Consider the following 13821-nt stretch of genomic DNA (forward strand, 5'->3'; position numbering starts at 1 on the left):
ATCGCTTAATATACAAAGAAGTACTTAGAAACAAGAAAACGTTTGATAAAAAAGTTGACATTAATTTATACTTCTTGTATAATTAAGTTCTGAAGAAGATGTTGGTTAAGATTTTCATAAACATATATCACTTTTATTATAAAAGCAATTTTACATAGGCATCTTCTTTATTGATGCAAAGGTTTACAACAATGCAATTAAAAAGGAGTACTTATGCAAAAAACTAAAAAAATTGGACTAATTCCAAGAATGATTCTTGGTATCTTAGTCGGTATCTTGGTAGGCTTATATCTACCAATGTGGTTTACAAGAATCACAGTAACATTCTCGTCAATCTTCGGGGCTTTCCTAAACTTCATAATCCCACTTATGATTTTAGCTTTCGTTACCAAGGGTATAGCAGACCTAGGCGAGGGGGCAGGTAAGCTTTTAGGAGTAACAGTTTTACTTGCTTATATGTCAACACTAATCGGTGGTTCCTTGTCATATTTTATGTCAAATGCAATTTTCCCTGGCTTTATTTCAGCTGAACAAGTTTCTGCAATTCAAAGCTCTAACGAAATTAGCATAGATCCATACTTCGAGGTTCCTATCACACCATTTTTTGATGTAACTAGTGCTATTATCTTTGCTTTCATGCTAGGTATCTCAATATCTTGGCTAAGAAAGACAAAGCAAGGAGAAATCCTTTACAAGGCAGTTGGTGAATTTAATATAATAATTACCAATGTTTTGGCTAAGGCTATCGTTCCACTACTACCATTTTTCATCTTAGGTAACTTTGCGAAAATGGCAAAATCTGGATCAGTATTTGCAGTATTATCCATCTTCTGGAAGATATTCATCTGCGTAATAGCCCTTCACTTGATATATGTATCTGTTTTATTTATAATATCAGGATCATATACAGGAAAGAATCCTTTCACTATGCTCAAAAATCAAGTAAAAGGTTACCTAACAGCAGTTGGAACCCAATCATCTGCAGCTACCATTCCAGTAAACCTACAATGTGCTGAAAATAACGGTGTAAGTCGTGAGATCGGTGATTTTGTAATCCCACTAGGTGCAACAGTCCACATGCCAGGTTCAATGATTACAATCACTGCTTGTACATTTACAATCCTTACAATGTACGATATGCCACACTCTTATGGGCTTATCCTAAGGCTTATAGCAATCCTTGGAATTGCAATGGTTGCAGCACCAGGAGCACCAGGTGGAGCGGTAATGAGTGCCCTACCATTCCTACCTGTAGTAGGAATTTCACCAGAATCAACAATGGCAAGCTTACTAATAACCCTATACCTAACCCAAGACTCATTTGGAACAGCTGCCAATATTTCTGGAGACACAGCGCTTGCAGTAGCGGTAGATAAAATTTATAATAAGAATATACTAGGTAAAAAAGACTGGCAACCAAACCCAGTCAAAACTAAATAGGCTAATAGCCTTATTACCTTTGCAAAAAGAATGGGGCGGCTATGCTGCCCTTTTGTTTATTAAGAAATATAAGGAGACGATATGACAGTTAATGCATCAGTTTTTGATATAATCGGGCCAAATATGGTTGGTCCATCAAGCTCGCATACAGCTGGAGCTTGTAAGATCGCTCATACAGCAAGACGTATGGTAGATAGAAATTTTAACGAGGTTATCTTCTACCTCCATGGCTCATTTGCCAAGACCTACAAGGGTCACGGTACAAACAGGGCCTTGGTTGGGGGAGTTTTGGGCTTTGATCCAGAAGACGAAAGGATTATCAATGCCTTCGAATACGCCGAGAAGGCAGGCATTAAATATTCTTTTGTAGAAACTGACCTTGGAGATGTTCATCCAAACACAGTAAACATAGTGTTCAAATATCCTGACAGGGACGCCCTTTCAGTTCAGGGCTCATCCATAGGTGGTGGAGCTATAGTTATTACAAAGATGAATGGTAATGCAATCGAGTTTAAGGCGAATAAGCCAACTCTTTTCATGAGCTATGCTGAACAAAAGGGAGTAATAGCCTTTGTTTCAGGAATTCTTTTCGATAATGGCTACAATATCAACACTATGAAGACTATTAAAGAAGATAATAATGTAATGTTAGTTTGTGAGCTAGACGAACCACTAAGAGAAGATATTTTACAAAAAATTAGAGATGGTAAAGATTTTACCTTTATCAAATATATAGGGGTATAGTATGTTAACTAAAATGAAAACTTTAAAAGAAAGATGTAAAGAAGGAAACTGTGAGCTTTGGGAAATTGCTCTAGAAGATGAGATTAAAAACACTGGAAAGAGTGAGGAAGAAATCTGGGATAGGCTTCAAAGAACCCTCGATGTAATGAAAAAATCAGCCCAAGCAGCTCTTGAAACTGAAGTAATTTCAGTTACGGGTATGACTGGGGGAAATGCAAAGAGCATGCACGATTATTTCCTCAAGGGAGAATCTGTCCTTGGCGAAACCCCAGCTCTTGCTATGGCTATGGCCCTTTCTACATCAGAGATAAATGCTGCCATGGGTATCATAGCTGCAGCTCCAACTGCAGGATCGTCGGGAATCCTTCCAGCAACCCTTATGACTATGTATAAAAAATACGGTTATAGTGATGATGAGCTTAAGAAGGCTCTTCTTGTGACAAGCGCAATTGGTCAGGTAATATTTGACAATGCGACTTTTGCAGGCGCTGAGGGTGGATGCCAGGCTGAAACAGGTTCTGCTGCAGCAATGGCAGCTGCTGCTGTATGTTTCTTAAGAGGATATGACATTCAAATTCAAGAAAATGCAGCCACAGCAGCCCTACTAAATATACTAGGACTTGTATGTGACCCTATCGGTGGCATGGTTGAGTTCCCATGTAATCTAAGAAATGCTAATGGGGTTATGAATGCCCTAGCAAGTGCAGACATGGCTATGGCCAATGTTAAGATGATCGTAACCTTCGATGAAGCAGTAGATGCTCTTAAGAGAGTAGGAGACGTCCTACCAGCAAGATTAAGAGAGACAGGTGAAGGCGGTATAGCCGTTTGTCCATCAGCTCTTAAACTTAAGGCAAAATATATAGACGGTGAATAGACGAAAAAGACCCTAGCTAGGACAAACTCCAGCTAGGGTCTATTTTTTATTTCCAATAATCTAATTCTTCTTTTATCCCAATATCTTTTGCGACAAAACTTGGGTCTTTGCCTTCTTTTATTTGAGTCTTGTAATCTTTCAGGCAGGCTAGTAATTTATTTGATAAGATCAAAATCGTTGGTAGATTTATCAGAGCCATTATGCCCATAAATAGGTCGGAAAGGTTCCAAACAAAGGCTTGCTCTTGGATGGCACCGAAAAATATTAGAAATGCTGCAAGAATCCTATAAGGTATTCTTTGTTTCTCATCGAGTTCTCTCTTAGCTAGATAGTCAAAGTTTGAATCTACATAGTAAAGATTTCCTATAAAGGTTGTAAAGCCAAAAAGTACGAGCGATGCTGATATAAAGTAATATCCTAAGTTACCGAAGACACTTGCTAGGGCTTCTTGGATAAAAGGTGCTCCTTCAAGGGCAGGACTTGGATCTATACCAGAGCTTAGGCCCATAAAGGCTGTGGATGAGCAAATCAAGAGGGTATCGATAAATACTGAAAGCATTTGAACAAGTCCTTGTTTTACTGGATGGCTTACCTCAGCGGCAGCAGCGGCATTTGGTGCAGAACCAATACCAGCCTCATTGGAATAAAGTCCTCTTTTCATACCCAAAATCATGGATGAGCCGGCAAGACCTGAGAAAATCGCCTTGAAGTTGAAGGCATCTTCTATAATTTTCCTAAAGACTTCAGGAATCCTTCCTATATTTAGGATTATCATGATAAGTGAAACTACAACAAAGATTATTCCCATAAAAGGAACTATATTTTGGGTGATCTTAATTATCCTCTTTCCTCCGCCAAGGATGACAAAGGCAACTGCAAGGGCGAAGAATCCTCCGATAATCTTTGGACTAATATTAGGATTGTAAATTCCGTAAGATTGGAAGGAAGATTGAAGGTTGAAGCTTGCAAGCATATTAAAGCCAACAGCATAGCAAACTATAAGAGCTATTGAGAAAACTACTCCGAGCTTTCTGCTCTTTAGACCTTCTTCTATGTAGTAAGATGGACCTCCGTATGAGCTGTGCTTCCCTTTTTTCTTATAGATTTGGGCGAGGGTTGACTCAGCAAAGGCACTAGCAGAGCCTATTATAGCCACAAGCCACATCCAAAACACAGCTCCATAGCCTCCTAGACATATGGCAGAAGATACTCCAACTATATTTCCAGTTCCTACTCTGGATGCTGTTGATATCATCAAGGCTTGAAAGCTTGATACATCTGATTCGTCCTTTGGTTTTTCCTTGATTACCTTGAAGGCTTCCTTTAGAAGGCTTACTTGGATAAAGCCTGTTCTTATTGTAAAATACAGGCCTACAGCAATAAGCAAGACTACAAGGATGGGGAAATACAAGACAGTATTGATCTTTCCTATAATAATATTCAAATTTTCCATTATTTTCTCCTTATTTAATTTCAAATTAAGCTATGCTTAGTAAATAACTTTAACAAGATAACATAATGATAGATTATACCGTTGTTAAATAAATTTTTAAATATCATAACTTATTTTTATTTCTTTATGAAAATCACCAAAAATTATTGTACTGTTTATTCTTTATGATGGAAATACTTGGGGCTATAGATATTAGGCTTTTGCTAAATATAGTTTTTTTAAGTTCCTATATATGCTTATCTAAAAATCATATAAAAATTTTGACTTTCTGGGATTTAATTGTTCAATAATAAAATGCTAATATAATTTATAGAGAAATTTTATTGAAAGAGAGGCGAATTATGAATCAGAAATTAGACCTTACAAGAGGCCCTATCTGGCAAACCTTGGTTAAACTTTCAATCCCCCTAGCCCTAACAGCCTTTATACAAATTGCTTACGGTTTTGTAGATATGATTTGGATATCAAGGCTAGGAACCGATGCTGTCGCAGGTGTGGGTATTGCTGGATTTGTCTTTTGGATAGCCAACTCCCTTGCCCTTATACCAAAGGTGGGCACAGGGGTCTTCGCATCCCAATCTTACGGTCAAGGTAACGAAAAGGAGACTGTAAGGGTAATAAATAATGGAATAATTCAGGCGATGATTTTAGGTTTTTGCTTTACTATTTTTGTCTTAATTATTAGGAATATATTTATAGAAGCCTATAACCTGGGCGATGCTGCGGAACTTGCTGCAAAGAGATATCTTTTTATAGTAGCTTGTGGGATGATTTTCTTTTTTATAAATCCTATGTTTTCACAATCCTTCACAGCCCTAGGAGATTCTATAAGCCCCTTTAAGATAAATGCAGTAGGTCTTCTTGCCAATATGATACTAGACCCGGTTTTGATCTTTGGCTTTGGACCTCTACCAGCCTTAGGCATAAGAGGAGCTGCTATAGCGACTATCTTTAGTCAGTTTTTGGTTAGCCTTTGCTTTTTATTTCTTATCATAAGGCAGGACGATATAATAAAGAAATCCATATCGAGGATTGATTATAGGATGAATTGGCAGAAGGAAATATTTAAGCTAGGACTTCCTGCTGGAGTTTTGAGTGGTTTTCATGCTTCGATTTCTATGATACTAAATAGATTTATGGCAAGCTTCGGGCCGGTTCCAGTTGCAGTAGCCTCAATCGGAGCTCAGCTTGAGTCAATTTCCTGGAATACGACAGAGGGAATCCAAGTAGGGATCCAGGCTCTTGTCGGACAAAACTATGGGGCAAAGAAGATCGATAGGGTAATAGATATAATAAAGGTAAGCTTTAAGCTTGTAGCAAGCATTGGACTTATAGCAAGTCTAGTCCTATTTTTCTTTAGATATAATTTATTTAGTCTATTCACTCCAGGAGATAGTGAGGCCATAAGCTTAGGAGCTGATTATCTATTAATCCTTTCCCTAAGCCAGCTTATGATGGCAATAGAAATTGGTCTAGCTGGGGCCTTCAATGGGCTTTCTGATACCAAAACTCCAGCTGTAATAGGTCTTGTGATGAATACATCGAGAATCCCAATCTCCCTAATCCTTATGCCATTTTTGGGAGTTCATGGAGTATGGATCGCCATGAGCCTAAGCTCAAACTTCAAGGGAATTCTTTCTATGATTTTCCTATCAAGGAAGGTTAAGAAATTAAAAAATGGACATTATAAAGAGCCAGGACTTTAAATGAACTGGCTCTTTTTCTTGAATATTAGAAATTTTCGATTTCAAATTCAGAAATATTATTTACATAGGAATCAGATTCTTTTTTGATATAGTCCCACTCCTTATCATTCCAAGGAAAGTCCTTTATGCCGACTGTCCTGATTCCTTCTTTCTTTGCTGCTTTTATGGCGTATAGAGCGTCGTCGAAAAGGATTAGGTCTTCTGGGGATTTTCCGTGTTTTTTGATCGTATATTCCCAGAATTCTTTTTCTGATTTATTATATCCAATTGTATCTGGTGTTGCCAAAAAGTCGAAGAGGTCAAATACTTCTAGTCTCTTTAGGGCCTTTTCTAGATATTTGTAGTCGGTAGAAGATGCTACAGAAAGTGTGTAGCCCTTTTTCTTTAAGTATTTTAAAAAATCTGCTGCTCCATCTTTAGGCAAGAGATCATTTGCATAGGCATTTTCTATAGTTTGTTCAAAATAATCAATAACTTCATCCTTAGTCATATCCCTTGCTATATTTTTCGATAGAAAATCACACATATCATAGAAGGGAAGAGCCTCTATATGACCCTTTTTCTCTTTTGGGATTTTATTTAAGTCATAGCCGTATTTTTTAAAGATATCCTCAAGCGGCTTTATCCATATATGCATGGAATCTAGAATCGTTCCGTCAATATCAAATATTAGTCCGTACATTTGTATCCTTTCGTCTATCTTTGTGCGTGTCTGTAACCTTTGCTGATGGCTTCATCTTCTGAGTAAAACCAGGTTACATTTTCCACAGAAATCTTGTTATAGTCCCTCTGACCCCTGGTGTGATAGACTCCTGTAAGTCTATTGCCCTTGATCGGACCCTCTGTAGAATCTGCTGTATAGTTTTTCTTTCTACTGGTGTAAGGTCTAGTTTTTTGATTTTCGATTGGCCTATTTCCAGCAGGATATGGGAAGCTATGCTTAGAACTTTGGCTAGAATCAGAATCACCAGTAGATTCAGATGGACTTTCGTCCTTTTCTTCTTTAGAAATCTCATCTTCGATAGAATCTGTTGCTTTTTCTAAATCGGATTCTTCTGTATCTTTCCCCTCTGTACTATTATCATCATTTGAAAGTCCGATAGCTTCGTCTAGGTCGTAGTCCTCGTAGTAGACGATAGGCAAGTCTTTAGGGTTATTATCTGCAAGACTAGTGCCCACAAATCCTAAGGCTGTGAGAGATAAGAAGAGAGCGAGCAAGTTTTTCTTTTTCATAAATATCCTCCTTCAGATTATATATCCATTATACCATATGAAAGGCTTTGCCTCTTAGCTAGAATTACTATATAATTAGCTATAAGGAGATATTATGAATACTTTATTAGAACTTTATTTGACATTTTTTAAGATGGGACTTTTTACCTTCGGTGGAGGCTACGCCATGCTTCCTCTTTTGGAAAGAGAAGTAGTCGATAAGAAGGGCTGGGCAAGCCATGAGGAAATCTTAGATTATTATGCAATTGGCCAATCCACTCCAGGAATTATTGCAATCAACACCTCGACCTTTTGTGGTTACAAGGTCTGCGGAAATATTGGAGGGATTGTAGCAAGCCTGGGCTTTATTAGTCCATCTATAATAATCATTTCTATCATAGCAAAGTTCTTACAAAGCTTCAGTCATCTAGCCATAATCCAACATGCCTTTGCTGGAATAAGGGTTGCGGTTTGTGCCTTGGTTTTTTATTCAGTTCTTAAGATGATAAGGAAAGATGCTAATACTGGTCTTAAATTTATGGTATTTATTTTGACTTTTGTAGCTATAGGATTTTTGTCTATATCGCCAATTGTAGTCGTGATTACGGTTGGAGTTTTCGGAATACTTTTAGGAAGGGGAAAGAAAAATGCTTAGATTGATGTGGGAGTTTTTTAAGATTGGACTTTTTGCAGTAGGTGGAGGGATGGCAACCATTCCCTTCCTTTATGAAATAGGAGAAAAGTTTGGCTACTTTTCTAATGAAGAGCTTCTAGATATGATTGCTGTATCTGAATCAACGCCTGGAGCTATTGGAATTAATATGTCTACCTACGCAGGAATCAATGCCCAGGGAAATCTAGGAGGAGTTTTAGCTACGATTTCGCTAATAACAGGACCTGTGATAATTATCTTATTTATAGCAAGAGCTATGGATAAGTTCAAAAATTCTAAAGTCGTAAAGGATGCCTTCGTAACCTTAAGACCTGCTACAGCTGGCCTTATCCTGGGGGCTATGAGCTCGGTATTATTTGTGACTTTATTTAAATTAGAAGCCTTTAGGCAAAGCGGAAATATAATAAATATAGTAAGGCCAATTCCCTTAGGGATATTTGTGGTATTTTTAGGCTTATTAATGAAATTTAAGAAACTAAATCCTATCGTCGTAATCATAATAGGAGCTCTGCTTGGAATTTTACTAAAACTCTAAGCTAGGCTGGGTATAAGTAGAAGGTAAGAGAAAGGATAAGAAAATGTTAGTTTATATAGCAGGAAGTGGAGCTATGGGATCAACCATAGGCTATCATATAGAAAAAAATACAGACAGTCGAGTTATTTTACTAGATTACTGGCAAGATCATATAGATAAAATTAATGAAAATGGTCTAATGGTATCTGGTAAAGTCGAAGATAAGATAAAAATAAAGGCTATGAGACCAGAAGAGGCGGAAGAAGAAGCAGACCTAATAGTAGTAATGACCAAATCAATGGCTCTAGAAGCTATGATGGAAGCTATTAAGGGAATTATTGGAGAGAAGACTCAAATCCTTTGTCTCCTTAACGGTATGGGCCATGAGAAGATTCTAGAAAAATTCGTCGATAAAAACCAAATCAATATGGGAGTTACCATATGGGCTGCAGGACTTACAGGTCCTGGTCAAATAGAAATTACAGGCAAAGGCACAATAGATGTCCAAAACATAGGAGACGATGAGGAAAATGGTAGAAAGATCGCTCGCTTATTAGATAAGGCAGGATTAGGAGCCAAATACGATAACGATGTAATGTTTGCCATCTGGAGAAAGGTTATGGTAAATGGAACAATGAATTCCATGACCTCACTTATGGAATGCACCATTGGAGAATTCTTCGATTCATCTAGGTCTAAGGATATTATAAGTGAACTAGTAAAGGAGTTCACAGAAGTAGGTCGTGCTGAAGGAATCGATCTTGATAAAAAAGAGATGCTAGAATATATTTACAAAACAGCCGAAGAAGCCAAAGACCACCATCCTTCAATGTACCAAGACCTCATAGAAAGAAACAGAAAAACAGAAATTGACTTTATAAATGGAGCAGTAGTAGAAAAGGGTAAGGCTCATAATATAGCTACTCCATATAACAAGATAGTGACTCAATTAATCCACGCCAAGGAAGATATTAGAGGAGCAAAATAAATATTCAGAAGTCCGAGAGGGCTTCTTTTTGTTTGGGAAATAATATCGGTATAGTAGTAGATGAACTATTCCTAGGAGAAGGAGAGAAGATGGACTATATTTATAAATTTGATACGGATAATGGCTTTGAAAAAAGTGATATAAAAAGTTTTTATGATGTTATAGAAGATGATGATTTTTATTTGATGTATTTGGGCAAGGATAGCTTTATTGATTTTGCGAAGACCTATAAACTCGACAATGCTATTATAGATTTGTTAGTTTCTGATATTTCTACTAAGACCTATATGGCGGTTGAGGATAACTATACTTTTGCCATACTTGAAATGCTCGATATCAAGGGCAATCTTGATACATCAGACCTCGTCGGTTTTTATATAGAAAATAATAGGCTTATAATCGTAGACCTCTACGATAGGGATGCCTCTACTTCAGTTGCCTTTAGGAGAATGATCAGTAAAAAATCTGCTGCAAGATCTCCAGGAAGGCTCCTTAAATTTTTCATAGCAGCTCTTATTAGCAACCATACTAGGGTTTTTGAAGATATTAAAAATCAAACGGCAGCTGTCGAAGATAGGATTATAAAAAATAAAAAGCTTACGAGTAGTATAGATATTATCACGGACAATAGGCATAAGGCCCTAAACCTCTACACTTCTTATGAGAGGCTTATCGATACTTTGGAGCTTCTTACGGAAAATGAGAATGATATTTTTGATGAAGATGATATCAAGCATCTTAAATCAATAGCCTTTAGGGTGGAAAGATATTCATCAAACATCACCTATCTCAATGATTATATTAACAATGTCAAGGATTCCTATACATCCAAGATGGACCTTTCGATGAACAATACCATGAAAATCCTTACTGTAATTACTGCAATTTTTACGCCGATTACGATTATTACAGGTTGGTACGGGATGAATTTTGATAATATGCCGGAGCTTGAATGGAACTTTGGTTATATATATGTTATAATCCTATCCCTAGCTAGTATTATTTTAGGATTTATTATTTTTAGAAGGCTTGATGAATAGGAAGAAATAAAGCGGAAGAGACTTAGCCTAGGTCACATTCCGCTTTTATTTTTATTCTACTACATTAACATTAAGCATCCTTGGAGCATCTACTGGTAGACTGAAGTCAGATTGCCAGTAGCCGTCATCAGGGCCGAAGCTAATTGTTATATATCGGTCTTGGTATTCGATCATTTCGTCATTGTTAAATACCTTTACTACTCCTGAAACGACAGTTTGATCTAAATCTACTTGCTCTTGGCTTGAGCTTTGTGTATCCTCTTCTTTTTTTCTAGCTTGTCTTTCTCTTTTCATCCCTAATAAATAAACATAATTACTACACATATTCTATCAAATATCACAAATTATTACAATAACTATAAACCAAGTACTCTTTTACTTTGGAAAAGTATCCTATACTTGCTAGTAGATACTTAAAAAATGGGACACAAAAAGGATAGATTATTCAATCTATCCCTTTACTTTTATTTATTATTTTCTTCTAACAACTTTTGAAATCTCACCTAGGATAAGTGGGATTAGGGAAAGTATTAGAACTGGTATCCATTCCCAGCTTAGAGATACTACTTCAAAAAGATCTCTTAGGACTGGTACATACATTACCACTAGTAGTAGGGCAAATGATAGGATTGTTGCCTTGATTAGTTGTGGGTTTGAGGCAAATCCTAATTCCTTTAATGTGAACTTCTCTGATCTTACTGAGAAGGCTCTTAGAAGTTCGCTTGTGATAAGTGTTGCAAATACCATTGTGTGTGCTCCCTCAATTGAGTTAGGGAAAATCCACTTAAGTCCTACTAGGTAAGCACCGAGAACCGCTATTGTTATAAATATTGATTGAGAGATAAGATTTGTCTTTGTCTTTCCAGATATTATTGACTCTCTTGGATCTCTTGGATCTTCTTCCATGATGCCTGGCTCTGCTGGCTCAACTCCAAGGGCTAGGGCTGGGAAGGCATCTGTTACAAGGTTAAGCCACAAGAGTTGGATTGGGGTAAGTGGGCTTGGAAGGCCGAAAAGTATTGACAAGAAAACTATAAGGACTTCTGCTATGTTACAAGATAGGAGGAAGGAGACGAACTTCTTGATATTTGCAAAGATTACTCTTCCTTCTTCTACCGCATTTACTATTGTTGCGAAGTTATCATCTACAAGAATCATATCTGCAGTATCCTTAGCAACGTCTGTTCCTGTAATTCCCATTGATATACCTATATCGGCATTCTTGATAGCTGGAGCATCGTTTACTCCGTCCCCTGTCATGGCTACTATTTCACCATTTTGGCCTAGGGCCTTTACAAGTTGAACCTTGTTTTCTGGAGAAACTCTGGCAAAGATTCTCTTAGTCTTTACTATTTCTCTAATCTCTGCTTCTGTCTTGTTGTTAAGTTCGCTTCCTTGCATAGCTTGGTCACGGCTTGTTGCTATGCCTAAATCCTTGGCTATGGCGAGGGCTGTTTCGAAATAGTCACCTGTAATCATTATTACATCGATTCCTGAAGCGTGGCATTCCTTAACAGCAGCCTTAGCTTCTGGTCTTGGTGGATCGATCATGCCTGTAAGTCCAACGAAGACCATGTCACGTTCGATATTTTCTGTAGTAAGGTCTTGGTCAAGACTATCTAGGCTCCTAAAGGCGTAGGCCATAACACGGAGAGCAGAGCTTGCAAGCTTAGTATTTTCTTCGAGGGCCTTTTTCTTAAGCTCTTCTGTAAAGTCTACGATTTGGCCATCTACTAGGGTCTTAGTACATTTATCTATGACTACATCTGGGGCACCCTTGGTAAAGGAGTAGTAGTCTCCTTCTTTTTCGTGGAAGGTGGTCATCATCTTTCTTGTGGAATCGAATGGGATTTCCTCAAGTCTTGGGTGGTTTTCGTTTAGGTTTTCTTGGTTGATGTTCCATTTTTCAGAAAGTGTAAGCATAGCGCCTTCTGTAGGGTCACCTGTGATCTTGTAGATGTCATCTTCTCTTGTGAGATTGGCATCGTTACATAGGCTTGCTATGGTCATGAGAAGTTTGATTTGATCGTGGTTTTCTACGATTTCACCCTTATCATCTCGGATATCTCCCTTTGGTTCATATCCTGAACCTTCTACTTCAAATTCCTTGCCATCAGCGTAGATTTTGGTGATGGTCATTTCGTTTTGAGTTAATGTTCCTGTCTTATCTGAACAGATTACTGTAGTTGAACCTAGGGTTTCTACTGAAAGAAGGTTTTTAACAATTGCCTTTCTTTCGGCCATTCTGTTCATTCCGATTGATAGAACGATGGTTACAACTGCGGTGAGTCCTTCTGGTATAGCAGCTACTGCAAGTGATACTGCGACCATGAAGTTATCTAACATATCCATTTCAGATCTAAAATATCCAACTACAAATACTAGGATACAAACTATTACTACTAGTACAGCGAGGAGCTTGGATAGCTTCTTAAGTTGTTTTTGTAGGGGAGTATCTTTTGCCTCGACGTTTTCCAGACTTGTTGCGATTTTACCGATTTCTGTTTCATGGCCTGTGGCTGTGACTATTCCCTTGCCGTGGCCATAAGTGACTATAGATGATGAAAAGGCATAGTTATCTCTATCTCCGATTCCAACATCTTCATTAAATTCCTTACTAAAGTCCTTTTCTACTGCGACAGATTCTCCTGTAAGGGATGATTCGTCGATTTGTAGGTTGCTTGATTCGAGAAGTCTCATGTCAGCTGGAATGATATCTCCAGTTTCAATGATTACAACATCTCCTGGCACAAGCTCTTCGGCCTTTAGTTTTTTTCTAGATCCATCACGAATGATGGTAGCTTCTGGTGAGCTCATCTTTTGAAGGGCTGCTACAGAGTCTTCTGCACGACCTTCTTGGATGATGGACATAATAGCGTTGATTACTACGATTGCAATAATGATACCGCATTCAATAGCATCTCCTGTAAAGGCTGACACGATTGCAGCTATTACAAGAAGGATTACCATAGGATCTGCTACTTGCTCGATGATTTTCTTGGCAAGAGATTTCTTGTTAGATGATTCGATAATGTTTTTGCCATATTTATCGAGTCTCTTACTTGCCTCATCGGAAGTAAGACCGCGGTTTGGGTCACTATTATGTTTTTTGATTACTTCATTTAAACTTCCTTTATAGTCCATAATTCCTCCATTAATATTAACAAAAGGTAT

General features: G+C 37.7%; 13 protein-coding genes. 8 read left to right on the forward strand and 5 right to left on the reverse strand.

The window, feature by feature from the left end; genetic code table 11:
- Positions 1-213: 213 nt before the first annotated feature.
- From APRE_RS00495 to sdaAA, 3 genes are all read left to right on the forward strand, one after another.
- Positions 214-1440, forward strand: a complete 1227-nt coding sequence (locus APRE_RS00495) for a dicarboxylate/amino acid:cation symporter (RefSeq protein WP_012803568.1) — start codon at positions 214-216, stop codon at positions 1438-1440.
- 81 nt (positions 1441-1521) lie between these two features.
- The gene (gene sdaAB / locus APRE_RS00500; RefSeq protein WP_012803569.1) at positions 1522-2184 is read left to right on the forward strand and encodes an L-serine ammonia-lyase, iron-sulfur-dependent subunit beta; all 663 of its coding nucleotides are present in this window, start codon (positions 1522-1524) and stop codon (positions 2182-2184) included.
- 1 nt (position 2185) lies between these two features.
- Positions 2186-3061, forward strand: coding sequence for an L-serine ammonia-lyase, iron-sulfur-dependent, subunit alpha (gene sdaAA, locus APRE_RS00505; protein WP_012803570.1), 876 nt, complete (start codon positions 2186-2188; stop codon positions 3059-3061).
- A gap of 46 nt (positions 3062-3107) precedes the next feature.
- On the opposite strand, the gene APRE_RS00510 is transcribed toward sdaAA, so the two are convergent.
- Complete coding sequence (locus APRE_RS00510; RefSeq protein ID WP_012803571.1) at positions 3108-4514, reverse strand: alanine/glycine:cation symporter family protein; 1407 nt, start codon at positions 4512-4514, stop codon at positions 3108-3110.
- A 341-nt stretch (positions 4515-4855) separates the two neighbouring features.
- On the opposite strand from APRE_RS00510, the gene APRE_RS00515 reads away from it, so the two are divergent.
- Complete coding sequence (locus tag APRE_RS00515; protein WP_012803572.1) at positions 4856-6220, forward strand: MATE family efflux transporter; 1365 nt, start codon at positions 4856-4858, stop codon at positions 6218-6220.
- A gap of 25 nt (positions 6221-6245) precedes the next feature.
- Here the strand turns inward: APRE_RS00515 and APRE_RS00520 are convergent, their stop codons facing one another.
- Together APRE_RS00520 and APRE_RS00525 are read right to left on the reverse strand one after the other, a co-directional pair.
- Positions 6246-6902 carry an HAD family hydrolase gene (locus APRE_RS00520; protein WP_012803573.1) on the reverse strand — a complete coding sequence of 219 codons (657 nt, stop codon included), beginning with the start codon at positions 6900-6902 and terminating at the stop codon, positions 6246-6248.
- A gap of 14 nt (positions 6903-6916) precedes the next feature.
- Positions 6917-7453, reverse strand: coding sequence for a sunset domain-containing protein (locus tag APRE_RS00525; protein WP_012803574.1), 537 nt, complete (start codon positions 7451-7453; stop codon positions 6917-6919).
- Between the two features lie 94 nt (positions 7454-7547).
- On the opposite strand from APRE_RS00525, the gene APRE_RS00530 reads away from it, so the two are divergent.
- The 4 genes from APRE_RS00530 (at position 7548) to APRE_RS00545 (ending at position 10647) form a co-directional block, all read left to right on the forward strand.
- Entirely contained in the window at positions 7548-8087 is a 540-nt protein-coding gene (locus APRE_RS00530) for a chromate transporter (RefSeq protein ID WP_012803575.1), read from the forward strand.
- Complete coding sequence (locus APRE_RS00535) at positions 8080-8640, forward strand: chromate transporter (RefSeq protein WP_012803576.1); 561 nt, start codon at positions 8080-8082, stop codon at positions 8638-8640. The genes APRE_RS00530 and APRE_RS00535 overlap by 8 nt, the downstream gene beginning before the upstream one ends.
- Before the next feature lie 43 nt (positions 8641-8683).
- Complete coding sequence (locus APRE_RS00540; RefSeq protein ID WP_012803577.1) at positions 8684-9607, forward strand: 2-dehydropantoate 2-reductase; 924 nt, start codon at positions 8684-8686, stop codon at positions 9605-9607.
- 89 nt (positions 9608-9696) lie between these two features.
- A complete protein-coding gene (locus APRE_RS00545) occupies positions 9697-10647 on the forward strand; it encodes a magnesium transporter CorA family protein (protein ID WP_041449722.1) in 951 nt (316 codons plus the stop codon).
- Positions 10648-10698: 51 nt separating this feature from the next.
- Here APRE_RS00545 and APRE_RS00550 read toward each other — a convergent pair whose 3' ends face one another.
- Both APRE_RS00550 and APRE_RS00555 read right to left on the reverse strand, forming a co-directional pair.
- Positions 10699-10941, reverse strand: coding sequence for a hypothetical protein (locus tag APRE_RS00550; protein WP_012803579.1), 243 nt, complete (start codon positions 10939-10941; stop codon positions 10699-10701).
- 177 nt (positions 10942-11118) lie between these two features.
- Positions 11119-13791, reverse strand: a complete 2673-nt coding sequence (locus tag APRE_RS00555) for a cation-translocating P-type ATPase (RefSeq protein WP_012803580.1) — start codon at positions 13789-13791, stop codon at positions 11119-11121.
- Positions 13792-13821 lie beyond the last annotated feature (30 nt).

The organism is Anaerococcus prevotii DSM 20548, assembly GCF_000024105.1.
Classification (GTDB): domain Bacteria; phylum Bacillota; class Clostridia; order Tissierellales; family Peptoniphilaceae; genus Anaerococcus; species Anaerococcus prevotii.

Excerpts from the sequence above, each read along its gene's own strand:
- APRE_RS00495 (WP_012803568.1), top strand. The coding sequence starts at position 214 with ATGCAAAAAACTAAAAAAATTGGACTAATTCCAAGAATGATTCTTGGT.
- sdaAB (WP_012803569.1), top strand. The coding sequence starts at position 1,522 with ATGACAGTTAATGCATCAGTTTTTGATATAATCGGGCCAAATATGGTT.
- sdaAA (WP_012803570.1), top strand. The coding sequence starts at position 2,186 with ATGTTAACTAAAATGAAAACTTTAAAAGAAAGATGTAAAGAAGGAAAC.
- APRE_RS00510 (WP_012803571.1), bottom strand. The coding sequence starts at position 4,514 with ATGGAAAATTTGAATATTATTATAGGAAAGATCAATACTGTCTTGTAT.
- APRE_RS00515 (WP_012803572.1), top strand. The coding sequence starts at position 4,856 with ATGAATCAGAAATTAGACCTTACAAGAGGCCCTATCTGGCAAACCTTG.
- APRE_RS00520 (WP_012803573.1), bottom strand. The coding sequence starts at position 6,902 with ATGTACGGACTAATATTTGATATTGACGGAACGATTCTAGATTCCATG.
- APRE_RS00525 (WP_012803574.1), bottom strand. The coding sequence starts at position 7,453 with ATGAAAAAGAAAAACTTGCTCGCTCTCTTCTTATCTCTCACAGCCTTA.
- APRE_RS00530 (WP_012803575.1), top strand. The coding sequence starts at position 7,548 with ATGAATACTTTATTAGAACTTTATTTGACATTTTTTAAGATGGGACTT.
- APRE_RS00535 (WP_012803576.1), top strand. The coding sequence starts at position 8,080 with ATGCTTAGATTGATGTGGGAGTTTTTTAAGATTGGACTTTTTGCAGTA.
- APRE_RS00540 (WP_012803577.1), top strand. The coding sequence starts at position 8,684 with ATGTTAGTTTATATAGCAGGAAGTGGAGCTATGGGATCAACCATAGGC.
- APRE_RS00545 (WP_041449722.1), top strand. The coding sequence starts at position 9,697 with ATGGACTATATTTATAAATTTGATACGGATAATGGCTTTGAAAAAAGT.
- APRE_RS00550 (WP_012803579.1), bottom strand. The coding sequence starts at position 10,941 with ATGAAAAGAGAAAGACAAGCTAGAAAAAAAGAAGAGGATACACAAAGC.
- APRE_RS00555 (WP_012803580.1), bottom strand. The coding sequence starts at position 13,791 with ATGGACTATAAAGGAAGTTTAAATGAAGTAATCAAAAAACATAATAGT.